This window comes from Klebsiella oxytoca, from assembly GCF_009707385.1.
Taxonomy (GTDB): domain Bacteria; phylum Pseudomonadota; class Gammaproteobacteria; order Enterobacterales; family Enterobacteriaceae; genus Klebsiella; species Klebsiella oxytoca_C.
The window spans coordinates 3313441-3326169 of the sequence record NZ_CP046115.1; the positions used below are offsets into that span (position 1 = coordinate 3313441).

The 12729-nt window shown below is 54.1% G+C and carries 11 protein-coding genes; 5 read left to right on the forward strand and 6 right to left on the reverse strand.

Annotated features, from left to right (window positions below; translation table 11 throughout):
- Window positions 1-79: 79 nt before the first annotated feature.
- The 3 genes from GJ746_RS15420 to GJ746_RS15430 all read right to left on the reverse strand — a co-directional run bounded on the left by GJ746_RS15420 (window position 80) and on the right by GJ746_RS15430 (window position 3101).
- Window positions 80-880: a phosphate/phosphite/phosphonate ABC transporter substrate-binding protein gene (locus GJ746_RS15420; RefSeq protein WP_154682739.1), complete on the reverse strand. Its 801-nt coding sequence runs from the start codon at window positions 878-880 to the stop codon at window positions 80-82.
- Window positions 873-1856, reverse strand: a complete 984-nt coding sequence (locus tag GJ746_RS15425) for a fatty acid desaturase (protein ID WP_154680984.1) — start codon at window positions 1854-1856, stop codon at window positions 873-875. Before GJ746_RS15425 ends, GJ746_RS15420 begins: the two co-directional genes overlap by 8 nt.
- Window positions 1857-1961: 105 nt before the next feature.
- Window positions 1962-3101, reverse strand: a complete 1140-nt coding sequence (locus GJ746_RS15430; RefSeq protein WP_154680985.1) for a Bcr/CflA family efflux MFS transporter — start codon at window positions 3099-3101, stop codon at window positions 1962-1964.
- Between the two features lie 94 nt (window positions 3102-3195).
- On the opposite strand from GJ746_RS15430, the gene GJ746_RS15435 reads away from it, so the two are divergent.
- Window positions 3196-3963 (forward strand): AraC family transcriptional regulator, encoded by a 768-nt coding sequence (locus GJ746_RS15435; protein WP_154680986.1) that lies wholly within the window; start codon window positions 3196-3198, stop codon window positions 3961-3963.
- Between the two features lie 113 nt (window positions 3964-4076).
- Here GJ746_RS15435 and GJ746_RS15440 read toward each other — a convergent pair whose 3' ends face one another.
- Window positions 4077-5468: a carbohydrate porin gene (locus tag GJ746_RS15440; protein ID WP_154680987.1), complete on the reverse strand. Its 1392-nt coding sequence runs from the start codon at window positions 5466-5468 to the stop codon at window positions 4077-4079.
- Window positions 5469-5567: 99 nt separating this feature from the next.
- A complete protein-coding gene (locus GJ746_RS15445; protein ID WP_154680988.1) occupies window positions 5568-6926 on the reverse strand; it encodes a glycoside-pentoside-hexuronide (GPH):cation symporter in 1359 nt (452 codons plus the stop codon).
- A gap of 516 nt (window positions 6927-7442) precedes the next feature.
- On the opposite strand from GJ746_RS15445, the gene GJ746_RS15450 reads away from it, so the two are divergent.
- From GJ746_RS15450 to GJ746_RS15460, 3 genes are all read left to right on the forward strand, one after another.
- On the forward strand, window positions 7443-9191 hold the full coding sequence (locus tag GJ746_RS15450) for an alpha,alpha-trehalase (RefSeq protein ID WP_154680989.1): 1749 nt from the start codon (window positions 7443-7445) through the stop codon (window positions 9189-9191).
- Between the two features lie 152 nt (window positions 9192-9343).
- Window positions 9344-10195, forward strand: a complete 852-nt coding sequence (locus tag GJ746_RS15455; protein WP_227852676.1) for a hypothetical protein — start codon at window positions 9344-9346, stop codon at window positions 10193-10195.
- Between the two features lie 28 nt (window positions 10196-10223).
- Entirely contained in the window at window positions 10224-11033 is an 810-nt protein-coding gene (locus tag GJ746_RS15460; RefSeq protein WP_227852678.1) for a TIGR04222 domain-containing membrane protein, read from the forward strand.
- Window positions 11034-11088: 55 nt separating this feature from the next.
- On the opposite strand, the gene emtA is transcribed toward GJ746_RS15460, so the two are convergent.
- On the reverse strand, window positions 11089-11700 hold the full coding sequence (gene emtA, locus GJ746_RS15465; RefSeq protein WP_154680991.1) for a membrane-bound lytic murein transglycosylase EmtA: 612 nt from the start codon (window positions 11698-11700) through the stop codon (window positions 11089-11091).
- A 95-nt stretch (window positions 11701-11795) separates the two neighbouring features.
- Here emtA and ldcA point away from each other — a divergent pair, with 95 nt between their 5' ends.
- Window positions 11796-12710, forward strand: coding sequence for a muramoyltetrapeptide carboxypeptidase (ldcA, locus tag GJ746_RS15470; RefSeq protein ID WP_154680992.1), 915 nt, complete (start codon window positions 11796-11798; stop codon window positions 12708-12710).
- Window positions 12711-12729 lie beyond the last annotated feature (19 nt).

Below are 12729 nucleotides of genomic sequence, written 5' to 3' on the forward strand. Positions count from 1 at the left end.
CCGGACTACGGGTTCACAACCGCCTGCGATCGGGTAGCCCGGGCAAGGCGCTTGCGCCGCGGCCCGGGGAAATTGCCGACTATAGCCGCACAACGCCTCTGGCCGCGGCCTCTTCACGCCACGCCATCAGCGGCTGATAGTCGGCGCGCCGCATATCGCTGTAGCCGCAGATAAACAACGCTTCGCAAAGCGGCCGATAGCGTTCATCGCTCACCAGCTGCTGCAGCGCCTCTCTGAGCAATCCCAGCGTTGACGCGCTGGAGTTTGCCGAAGTAATAAACGGCAGTCCCGGCGCCAGCGGACCGTGCGCAATGACCACCAGCCCCGCCAGGGCTTCCGGCTGATAGCGCTGCAGCAGCGCCCAGGTGACACAATCAATAGCGGCAATATCCGCCCTCTCCAGCTGAAGCTCGCGCAGCGATTGGCGATGGCTGCCGCTGAACACGACCGTCGAAAAGAAACGCCCATCACGCGATAGCGGCGCAACCATTTTTAACAGTACGTTATAGCCGGACTGTGAATCCGCCGCATTGCAGGCCACCCGGCGCCCGCGAAAATCCGCCAACGTCAACATTAGATCATCCTCACGCGCCACCAGCAGGCTGCGGTAGTTTCTTCCCTCGCATCCCGGGGCCGAATAGTGAAAACAGCCTACGGTTTGTGCATCCGGCAGCTGCGTCACCAGCGGATAGCCGCAGGTCTGGCTCAGCAGCAGCTCCGGATTACGCCAGTGCGCCAGCAGCTCTTCGGGAATCGCATATGAACGGATCTCCTCAAGCGCTACGCCCCGTGCCGCCAGCAGCTCGCGGACGGCCAGCCACAGCGCCCGGGTCTCCTCTTCATTCACCGCATACATCGGAAACGCCAGCCGTTCACTCATCATGTTGAGCCGCCTTATCCTGCTGATTAAAACCGGGATGGGCATTCACCGCCACCGATGTCGCCCAAAAACGCCGCAGCCACTCTGCGTAGCCGCGCACCACAAACCCGGCGTTGCGCTGCTGGTATTCCTGCTGATTATGCAGATAGATGCTTCTCAGCCCGTACCACGGCACGCCGGGTAAATCGTGATGCACTGAATGGTAGTTGAGATTGAGAAACAGCACCCGCCAGACCAGCCCCGCTTCATTAATCACCGAACGGGCCTGCGGGTCGTCCGCGGCGCGGTGCTCAAGGAAAGAGCGAACTTTGGTTAGCGCAAGAGCCGGATAGCTGATAGCCAGCACGTAGTAGAGCGGCGAAAAACCGAGGTGATTCATCCACGCGAACAGCGCTGCCAACAGCAGTCCATGAACCAGCCACATCGCGATCGTTTTAACCTGCCGTTGCCCAACCGCCGCCAGCGCGCTGTCGAGCGTTTGGGCAATATCCAGCAGCGGCGCCACCAGCAGCCTGCCGGGAAACGTATTGCGCAGATGGATAAGATCGCGCAGCCAGGGAGCGAAGCGCTGCCAGCTCTGCGGCGTAAAATAGTAGGATTCCGGGTCATCAACGGGATGCGTCAGCAGATGATTAGTATGGTGCGCGAGATGCGAATCGCGATACAGCCCGTAGGGATACCAGACCGCCAGCGGCAACGTCCCCAATAGTTGATTAAACCACGGTCGCGACGTGGGATGACCGTGAATAAGCTCATGTTGTAGTGACATATACCAGGCGGTGAACCAGATAAGCAGCAGCGTGGCGGGAAAAAGTCCCAGTTCCCGCCACCAGGCCAGCGAAGCAAACCAGCCGCCATAGACGATAAAAATCAGTAGCCAGGTCGGCAGTTCGCTTCGCCATAGCCAGCTACGGGAAAATTGATGGATCCGCTCGCGTTGCTGCGGATGCAAATAGACCGACCTGTTGTTCGCCATTCCTGCTGCTGCCTTTTCGCGTTATCTTTTGTTCCCCCCGAAGATGTGAGATAACGCGTTAAATAACAAAGAAGTTAAATCACTAAGCTTTGCCAGAAATCGGCCTTATGCGCCGTTGAGCGCGGTGAGATATCGCCGCCCGGCGATGATGCTCGCGCTGGCGGAGACTATCAGCGAGACGCCCAGCGATTGTCCCCATCCTGCCGCCAGCAAGCCGGCGCCAATCAGCGCATAATAAAACAGTCCAAAAAGAGCGCCGGCGGTGCCGCGACAGTCGCCGTAGGCGTTCAGCGCTGACCCCAGCACCAGCGGGATCGCCATCGCATAGGCTGTAGTTACCAGCGCTATCGGCATAACAAACCATAATGATTCCCGCAGCGCATACACCGCTGCGCCGCCGGCTAAATGAAGAAAGCACGCGATGAGCAGTATCCGGCTCTGCGGGACATCCTGCCGCAGCAGTCGGCGGTTAAGCAGCGCGCCGAGCAGCGAACCGGCGGCAAGTACCATGCCGCTGTAGCCAAAACTGCGGGTATCAACATCCAGGCTGGCGAACATAAACGGAGCCAGGCTGTAGTAGCTGAACAGGCTGACGTTGAATGCCGCAACCAGTATTGCCGCAAGGGCGATGTGTTTATCCCGCGCCATTCGCCGCAGTACGGGAAGCAACGATCCTGTCGTGTGATTTTGCCCGCGCGTTTCCGGCATCAGCCACAGGCAGCACAGCAGGAGCGCTGCGGCCAAAAGCGCCAGCGCGCTGAATACGCCGCGCATACCCCAGACCGCGGTCAACCCGCCGCCGAGATACACCCCGACGGCCGGACTTATTGCCAGTGCCAGGCCGATAAACGTAAAGATCCCCGCCAGCTGCCGCCCGCTATAGCAGTCCCGCAGCACCGTCTGCGTCACCACTGAACCGGTTGCCGCGCCAGCCGCGGTGATTATTCTCGCCACCAGCAGCAGCGTAAAATCTGCAGCCCATAGCGCCATCAGGCATCCCATCGCGTACACGCCTAACCCAGCCAGCAGCGCCGGGCGTCGGCCATAGCGATCGCTAAAACCGCCCCACAGCAGAACGCCAACGGCAAAGCCGATAAAGTATACGGAATGCGTTTGCGCCGCTTGCGGTGCGTTAACGCCAAAATTGACGCTGATATCGGTCAGCGCCGGGCTATAAATCGTTTCCGCTATTTGCGGAAACATCAGTAGTGCGGTGACCAGCACCAGCGCGGAACGCCCCAACATATGCCCCTCCAGGTAAACGAGAGGCGCTATTGTAGAAAAGACGCTTATCGAACATTATAAACATAATGACTTTAAATATCGGAAATCGGACATTATGGCCTGGCTTGACCCACATGCGGCATTCAATCCGGATGCGTTAACGAATAGCCTGATTGGCGTGCAGTCGGCGTTAGGAGATCATGACTCCGGTAGTCACCGGCATGAGATGGCGCAGATTCTGTTTACCCGTCAGGGATGCGTGCGTTTGACGCTCAACGATGGTGCCCTGCTGTGCCTGCTTCCGCCGGGACGCGCAGCCTGGCTCCCGGCCGGGATCAGCCATCGCGCGGAGATGAAAAACATTGTCGACTATCGTTCTGTCTGGTTTCAGCCGCAGCGTTATCCGCTGCTGCCAACGCAGTCGGCGATACTCAATGTGGTGCCGCTGCTTCGTGAGCTCCTGGAACGCCTCAGCGCCAGTCCCTGGAAGACCAACTGGGAAGCCGAGCCTGCACGACATCTCGCGGCACTGTGCGTGGCAGAAATTAGCGACGCCGTCAAAGAACCGATGATGCTCGCGTTGCCGCAGGATAAACGTCTGGCGATGCTTTCCGGCGATGCGCTGCCGCCGCCGCTGGGGGATCTCGCTGCCCGCTGCGGCGCCAGCGAAAAAACCATAAGCCGCCTGTTCCGCCGTGATACCGGAATGACCTACCAGCAGTGGCGTCAGCAGTGGCGATTAATGAAGGCGGTAGAAATGCTGGCGACGGGAGAACGTATCAGCGATACGGCGCAGGCGCTGGATTTCGCCAGCGATAGCGCCTTTATCTACTTTTTTCGCACCATGACCGGCATGACGCCGGGGCGCTATTTTTCCACCTGACTCTGGCCGCCGTTATCAACGGGATGCGACTCCCCCCATTTTCCCGGCCTGCCGCCAGCAGTGTCCCGCTTTAACGGCAAACAGGGTACTGTCCGGAGCAGATCCCGCTTCGATCAGAAGAAATATTTAAAACGTAGACGGCCACCGTAGCGGGAGTCTTCCTCACCGTCACCGTTAGCGGGATTGGATTCAATCCAGGAGGCGTAGGCCCCGAGATAAATGTTGAAATTCTTCATATTCATGACGTTCGGGAACAGATACGAAGCATGAATGGTGTGGATATCATATTTACCCGGATCGGCTATCCAGCAGTTATCATTGCAGTTGGCGACAAAGCTGGCGGTGTTAAAACTGTCGATCTTGTTATGCGCGTATATGTAGCCAAGCTCAAAACCGTGCCACAGAGAGTTAATACCGGCGGTGAAGTCGGTTTCATCTTCGGCATCCATATAAGCGACGTTAAGATTGGTCACAACGCCATCCAGCGGATCGGTTTTCTGCCCATTCCACGTCATCGTATAGCCATAGCCGGTACGGCTGGACTGATCTACCCAGCGTCCTTGCGCATCGTGGTAACCATAGGCGTTATTGACAACGTTACTTTCCATCGCTAAGGCCGTAGAGAAACGCCCGCTGTTCCACGCGATAACCGGACGCAGATAGGCCACATTTTTCTCATTTTCGAGGTCAGTCCCGTGGTACTGCTTATCCTGGAACAGCGTACTGCCGTCTTCCAGCAGGGTATTGAGTTCGAAATACCAGCTATCGAGCGTTTTACTCACCAGGAAATTGCCGCCGCTGCTGCTGCGACCGCGTCCTTCCTTCATCATGTAGATATAACCGTAGCCGTCGCTGTAAAGATCGTTGGCGGTGTTCCCGGAGTATTCCACGAACGTATCCTGATTCAGCGGGAACATATCGTAAGCTTCGAAACGACCGACTTTCACCTTCCAGCTATTTTCCTGACCGAAGAAGAACACCGCGTCATCAAGATTCATTTTGCCGTTGAGATCGGCCAGCGGCTGGACGGAAAAACCGGCAAAATTGCCGTTATCCATTTTGCGCGTGCCGTCAAAACCTAATAGCAGGCGCCCGTTAATATCCCAGCGTTCATTATTGCCCGGGGCCCAGTCTTTATTTGCCGTGGTTCTCACCGAAGTCAGGCTGCCGCTGCTGCTGGCGCCGTCCATGTTAAATTCAACATCACCATAAAACTTAATATCCCCATAGCCGGAGAGCGTCAGTTTCGTCGGCTCAGCGCCAGGCGCGACGGGTTCTGCCGCCTCAACTTTCACGGTTGGCGTGCTTTTCGCCACGGTGACCTGCTGCCGGGTTAAGGTCTGAATCTTCGCTTCCGCATCGGCTGCACGCTGCTCGGCGTTGATTAAACGCTGTTCGAGCTGGGCTAAACGCGTTTCAAGATCCGCAGGAGGATTATTATTGGCTGCCAAAATACCGGAGGAAAATACGCCACTAATAGCTACAGCTATATATTTCATTTTCATTGTTAATATCCCTAATTACATTATTTTGTTTCGTCCTGGGTATAACCAGACAGTTCGGGAGCGCCCCCGAACTGCCCTTTTTTCTCGGGAATATAATGATCAGGACTCGGCAAAGGTTCCGTTTTTTAAATCATCAACAATACCGTTCATTTTATTTTCAGTGAGGCCATAAAATTTAATAGCGATAGCGGTAAAAACATAAAAAATGGCGGGTACTAACGTGAACAACAGCACGACGCCCTGTACGGCAGAAGCCGGCTGCACCGTGGTATTAGCGGCGTAATGATAATATGCCAGCACCCAACCAATAATCGCGCCGCCGACCGCCACGCCCAGTTTTATCACAAATATATTTGCCGCAACGTTCATACCGGTAATACGACGCTGGGTTTTCCATTCGCCATAGTTATTGACGTCGGTAATCATCGACCACTGCAGCGCGCCGTTGCCGCCCTGGATAATGGATATCAGAATATGCACGCCAAGCAACAGAATCCAGTATTGCACCGGTAGCATAAAGCATACGACGCCCAGCGCAGCGGTAAGCAGGTTAATCCAGAAAGAGAATCTGACCTTACAGAAACGCGTGCCAAACGGTTTAGCCAGTACCGAGCCAAGCATAGAAGCGAACATTCCGCCAAGCATGAACAGGGAAATAACGTCCGCGCCTTTATTCAGGACGCTATTAACGTAATACACTACCGCCCCGCCGCGAATAACCACGGCCACCAGCATCATGAAGTTATAAACGGAAAGGATGCGCCACTGATCGTTGCGGAAAAGAATTTTCACATCGCGCGCAATATTCAGATTCTCTTCTTTAATAGGCTGTACGCGTTCTTTGGTAGTTGCAAAGCAGACAATGAACATCAGGCAGCCGATGACGCCGAATAGCGCCATCGAAACCTGAATACCGGTAGCGCGGTCGCCAGGGTAGAGAAAGTCAGCCAGCGGTAAAATAAACGCGGTACCAAGCGCGCCGCCGATGGGGGTAATGGCAAAACGCCACGATTGCAGAGAGAGGCTTTCGCGTGGGTCGGATGTTAACGCCGCGCCCAGCGAGCAATAAGGAATATTAATTGCGGTATACATTAAAGTCATGAATATATAAGCCGCAACGGCATAGACAATTTTTCCCGAATCGGAGAAAGACGGAATGGAATAGACCAGCACGCAGCTCACCGCAAAGGGAACGCAGATTGCCAGCAGCCATGGACGAAAGCGCCCCCAGCGGGTAGAGGTTGCGTCAGCAATCGCCCCCATTATCGGATCGGTAATCGCATCCAGCAGACGAACCAGCAAAAACATCGTCCCCATTACGGCGGGCGGCAGGCCATAAATATCGGTATAAAAGTAAGCCAGAATAGCCACGGACGAATCAAATACGATATGACTTGCCGCGTCCCCCAGGCTATAGCCTACTTTTTCTCTGACTGAAATTTTGTCGCCAGCAGACATACAGCACTCCTTTACGTAAAAATGAAACCGGTTTCTGGAATGTCTGCATTTTTCCCTTATCCGCCACGCTGGCGCCATTATGTTTTTTTATTAATTATTTATGTTTTTTTATTTATGTGATCGCATCAGTCTTCAGCGCTATTAATTCGTATTTTTTTGCCCGGTAGATCACAGGTTTTTATCCTGTACGGCCTTTTTGTACCCGCCGCAATAAAAATATTACCTATAAAGAAACATCAGGTAGCGTTGCGTTTTATCTGACTGGTACGCCGATGTACTTTTTTATTCGCCTGGAAAGATTCATACCAGATATATCATTTACCTTCTTTCATATGAGTAAGATTATAATATTTACTCACCAGAATATGCTTCCCGGGGGCCTGGTCTGCAGCCGGTAACGACTCTGTTTTGCTGCAAAATGTTAGCTTCGACACGCGTAGCGGCAAATATTCGTCTAAGGTTTTCTGATGGCCGAATGCAGTGGCACATAGTCTGCAATGATAAGGAGAACAACCTATGACGAGTTCCGTTTCCCGTCGCCCCGCTACCTTGCCTTATGCTCTACGTCTGGCGCTGGGAGGCGCGTTTGTCGCCCTGACGACGTTGACGGCACAGGCTGAAGAGACCCGCCCTATCCCGCAATCACCCGATGTTTTGCTCGGACCGCTATTCAACGATGTGCAAAGCGCGAAGCTTTTCTCTGACCAGAAAACGTTCGCTGACGCCATTCCGGATAGCGATCCGCTGATGATCCTTGCCGATTATCGTATGCAGAAAAATCAGACCAGCTTCGATTTGCGTCATTTCGTCGAGCTCAACTTTACCCTGCCGCACGATAGCGACCACTATGTTCCCCCAAAAGGCCAAACGCTCCGTCAGCATATCGATGGTTTATGGCCGGTGCTCACGCGCAGCACCGTTGAGGTGGAGAAATGGGATTCGCTGCTGCCGCTGCCAAAGCCTTACGTGGTGCCCGGCGGACGTTTTCGTGAAGTCTATTACTGGGACAGCTACTTCACCATGCTCGGTCTGGCGGAGAGCGGACACTGGGATAAAATCGAAGATATGGTCACCAACTTCGCCGCAGAAATAGACGCCTGGGGCCATATCCCTAACGGTAACCGCACCTACTATCTCAGTCGCTCGCAGCCGCCGTTCTTCTCCTTTATGGTTGAACTACTTGCCACGCACGATGGCGATGAAGCGCTCAAAAAATGGCTGCCGCAGATGGAGAAAGAGTACCAGTACTGGATGGATGGCGCAGAGGCGCTTGAGGCCGGCGGCGCGAATAAACGCGTCGTCCGCCTGGCCGATGGCGCGCTGCTGAACCGCTACTGGGACGATAACGATACTCCGCGTCCGGAATCCTGGCTTGACGACGTCACTACCGCCAAAAGCAACCCTAACCGTCCGGCCACTGAAATCTATCGCGATCTGCGCTCCGCCGCGGCATCCGGCTGGGATTTCAGCTCCCGCTGGATGGACAACCCGCAGCAGCTTGCAACTATTCGTACCACTTCGATTGTCCCGGTCGATCTCAATTCGCTCATGTTTCATATGGAAAAAACCATCTCCCGGGCCAGTAAAGCTGCCGGAGATAGCGCAAAATCCGCCCGGTATGACGCTTTAGCCAACGCCCGGCAAAAAGCGCTGGAGAAATACCTGTGGAATGACAAAGAGGGCTGGTACACAGATTACGATCTTAAAAGTCATAAGGTGCGCAATCAGCTGACCGCCGCGGCGCTGTTCCCCCTGTACGTCAACGCCGCCTCCAGCGAACGCGCCGCAAAGGTCGCCGCCGCAACCGAAGCGCGCCTGCTCAAACCCGGGGGGCTGACCACGACTACCGTGAATAGCGGCCAACAGTGGGACGCGCCGAACGGCTGGGCGCCGCTGCAGTGGGTCGCCGCAGAAGGCCTGCAAAACTACGGCCAGGAGAAAATAGCGATGGAGGTGAGCTGGCGTTTCCTGAGCAACGTTCAGCACACATACAATAGTGAACAGAAACTGGTTGAAAAATATGATGTCAGCTCGACGGGAACCGGCGGCGGCGGCGGTGAATACCCTTTGCAGGACGGCTTTGGCTGGACGAACGGGGTGACGCTAAAAATGCTGGACCTGATCTGTGCGAAAGAGAAACCATGTGATTCGGTTCCTGACTCACGCCCGACGGTGAATGATGGCGTCAGTAAGGCGAAAAACAGCCCGCCGCAATCCGCGGCCAACGATCCCGTTGCGCCAGAGGATAAAAAAGCCGCACAGTAGCTCTTTGCGCGGCGCAAAACCGCCGCGCATCTATTTTTGCATATAATTCTATTTTTACGATTTTCTTGAGACCGCCAATTAAACAAACTATTCTGGCTACCGGGAAGGATCTCCCGTAAAAGTTCGTTAATTAATGGCACAAGGAATAAACAGTGAAAGCAATCGGCGAAGTTATCTCTGATTTACATCCATTATCATTTATGGGTTATCATATTTTATCCACCACTGTTATATATATTGGCGTAATTATCATTATTTCGCAGACTCGCCCCTCTGAGAAACAGACGCCGATACCGTCCCCCTATTCCATTCCACCCTCTTTTTTAGCCTGGCTGCATAATAAAGCTACCGGTATTATTCAGCTGGCTACGTTCAGGCTATTACGCAAAAACTACGTCACCATTATTTACTCCGCGGGAGGCGTCGAATTGTGCGCAAATCAGCAGCACGCCGGGTGCAAAATGACCTGCGTAGAAAGAATACTCTTTGACCATTTTTCAACGCCAAAACCCAGCAGCCAGGATTTACCTATTACGCTTTACGTCGCCGACAAGAATCACTGGTCCGCGGATAACCGCTGTACGGGCCTGATGCTTAGCCCTACACAACAAACGTGGAACATGCTGCTGATTGCCGTTCCTTCGTTTTTGTTAATCGCGACTTTAGCCTGGAAAACCTTATTCGATAACAACGCTCTGCTTAATGCCAGCGTATTCAGCTGGTTAGTAATGTTTGTTGTTTCCGGCCTGTGGTGGCTGCTTCTGTTATTGCTCACTCTGAATCTCACGCGCCTGGACCGGGAAGGTATCTCCATTAATATTCTCCGTAAGTATGTGGATAAATTAAAAGATGCCCTGGACGCCGATGCCGGGACGATGACGGATGAAATCGCGGATTATTGCGTTGCGATTGGTCACGCCGGGCGACTTCCAGAACGATATCGCGAATACCAGCAAATCATCAAATCGGTGAATTATCCTTTTTCTGTGCAACGGCTGGATTAACGAGAGAGACACCATGTGGGATTTTATTATGCATATGCACCCTCTGCTGTTTCTCGGCTGTTTTGCCGTCATTGTTCCGGTCATTTATATTGCTATCGGTACTCTTATCGTTCTGACGCGGCCTGCGGCCAGAGATGAAAAAAACGCTGCCTATGTCGATCCCTGGCTACTGGCGTGGCTCACCGGAGAAGGTACCCGAGTGATCCAGCTGGCAATGTTTAGCCTGTTGCAAAAAAACTATCTCTCGATCCCGGAGGCCGGAATGGGTTTAGCTAACGGCCGCTATTCTTGCTGTGAAATGAACGTAATAGAAAGAATATTATTTGCCCATTTTGATGTACGAAAACCCTGTCATGAAGATTTGCCCAGTCACCTCAGTATCGCCGGAAGGAACATCTGGCAGACGCAAATACAAAACTCAGGTTTAGCCTTAAGTCCACTCCGCTATGCGTGTAATTTACTGATAATCGGCATTCCTTCGCTTGCCCTGGGAGCAATATTAGTCTGTAAGCTATTTATCTGTTTCGATCTTATCACTTACGACGTTTTAAGCGTTCTGTTGACGGCCGCAGGCAGTGTACTGTGGCTCGGATTATGGCTGGACGCGATAGCAAAAACTACCCGTCTGGATTTCAACGGCATCTCCCACAATGACGTTCATGCCTGCCTTGATGCTTTACGAGCAAAACTCGCGCGCAATAGCGATGAAATGGATGACGCAACGGCGATGCTTTTTGTGGCGGTGAATGGCGTAGATGCTCTTCCGGAGCACTACCGCGAATATAAAACGCTAATTGGGCCAGTTAGCTCTATCACTTCGCTTCGCACTGAGGATTAGGCGTCTCTGAAGAGATTACCCCGCAGAGCGCCTGGCCTGCGGGGTAAAAGATGGTCTACATAGCATCCAGCGCTTTCTGCAGCTTCCAGATATAGCGCGGCGCCTGTGGAGCCGGGTGTTTCTTCACGACGTGCTCAAAGAAATCATCGGCGTCCATATCGTTAATCTCTTCAATTGCATCCTGACGATTGGCTGAGAACGTTCGCAGCAGCGCGCCTGCGCCGTTGGCATAGGAAACCACTACCGCATAGCGCATCACCTGCGGGTCTTTAATCCCCGCCAGCGGACCGTTTTCAAGAATGCTAAGGTAAGCGGCCCCCATGGAAATATTGCGCTCGGGATTTTTCAGCTCGCTGACCGAAGGAGCGCCGCTCCAGCCCATCCGCCGATAGACATCGCGGCCGGATGTCGATGGTTTCAGCTGCATCAGGCCAACCGCGCCGGATTTGCTGACCACCGACGGATTACCGCCGGACTCAATAGCGATGATGGCAGTAATCAGCTGCGGATCAACGCCCCACGCTGCACCGGCTTTTTCGCTGATTGGCATCCATTGCATCGCCCGCTTAACCGGAACTTCCGGGTTCCACGGCGGGTTACGATAGTCGTGTTTTGAACTACAACCGGCCAACAATACAAATAAAAAAACAAACCATCTCAATTTCACACATCTATCCTTTTTGGCTGAAGTTTGCCGCACGGAGATGACAATAAACGCTCCAGGCGGCATGATAACCCTTTCATTCTTAGCAAGGAATTGTCATGTCCCAGTTTTATCTCATCGCCCCTTCCGGTTATTGCATCAACCAGCAGGCGGCGAATCGCGGCGTTCAACGTCTGCAGGAGGCCGGGCATCAGGTCGCGCACCAGGAAGTCATTCCCCGTCGGGCGCTGCGGTTTGCCGGAACTGAGAATGAACGCCTAGCCGATATCAATCAGCTCGCCTCTCTGGAGGGCAATAACCGTATCGTGCTGGCGGTACGCGGCGGCTACGGCGCGACGCGCCTGCTACCGCAGATCGACTGGCCGGCGCTAATCGCCCGCCAGCAGCAGGATCCGCTGCTTATTTGCGGCCACAGCGATTTCACCGCCATCCAGATGGGCCTGCTGGCAAAGGGTAGCATAATCACCTTCAGCGGACCGATGCTGGCCGGAAACTTCGGCGCCGAAACGATGGGCGAATTTACCGAACACCATTTCTGGCAGGCGCTACGCAACCCGGCGTTTACGCTTGAATGGCACGGCGATGGGCCTGAATGTCGCGCCGATGGCACGCTGTGGGGCGGCAATCTGGCGATGCTGACCTCGCTCATCGGCACTCCGTGGATGCCGCAGATTAGCGACGGAATTCTGGTAGTAGAGGATATCAACGAGCATCCGTTCCGCGTCGAAAGAATGCTCTTACAGCTGCTGAATAGCGGTATTCTGGCGCGGCAGCGGGCGATTCTTCTCGGCAGTTTTACCGGCGCAAACACCAACGACTACGACGCCGGATACGATCTGCCGATGGTATACGACTACCTTCGCCTGCAGCTTAACATCCCGGTCATCAGCGGCCTGGATTTTGGTCACGAGCAGCGCACGGTCACCCTGCCGCTTGGCGCCAGAGCGCTGCTTGTCAACAACTCTTCCATCACGACGTTAAGCATCAGCGGCCACCCGGTGCTGACAGAATAAAAATTCCTCTAACGCGTAT

Bases quoted from the DNA above. Each gene is read 5' to 3' on its own strand.
- GJ746_RS15420 (WP_154682739.1), bottom strand. From the start codon at position 880: ATGAGTGAACGGCTGGCGTTTCCGATGTATGCGGTGAATGAAGAGGAG.
- GJ746_RS15430 (WP_154680985.1), bottom strand. From the start codon at position 3,101: ATGTTGGGGCGTTCCGCGCTGGTGCTGGTCACCGCACTACTGATGTTT.
- GJ746_RS15445 (WP_154680988.1), bottom strand. From the start codon at position 6,926: ATGTCTGCTGGCGACAAAATTTCAGTCAGAGAAAAAGTAGGCTATAGC.
- GJ746_RS15440 (WP_154680987.1), bottom strand. From the start codon at position 5,468: ATGAAAATGAAATATATAGCTGTAGCTATTAGTGGCGTATTTTCCTCC.
- GJ746_RS15460 (WP_227852678.1), top strand. From the start codon at position 10,224: ATGCATATGCACCCTCTGCTGTTTCTCGGCTGTTTTGCCGTCATTGTT.
- ldcA (WP_154680992.1), top strand. From the start codon at position 11,796: ATGTCCCAGTTTTATCTCATCGCCCCTTCCGGTTATTGCATCAACCAG.
- GJ746_RS15425 (WP_154680984.1), bottom strand. From the start codon at position 1,856: ATGGCGAACAACAGGTCGGTCTATTTGCATCCGCAGCAACGCGAGCGG.
- GJ746_RS15450 (WP_154680989.1), top strand. From the start codon at position 7,443: ATGACGAGTTCCGTTTCCCGTCGCCCCGCTACCTTGCCTTATGCTCTA.
- GJ746_RS15435 (WP_154680986.1), top strand. From the start codon at position 3,196: ATGGCCTGGCTTGACCCACATGCGGCATTCAATCCGGATGCGTTAACG.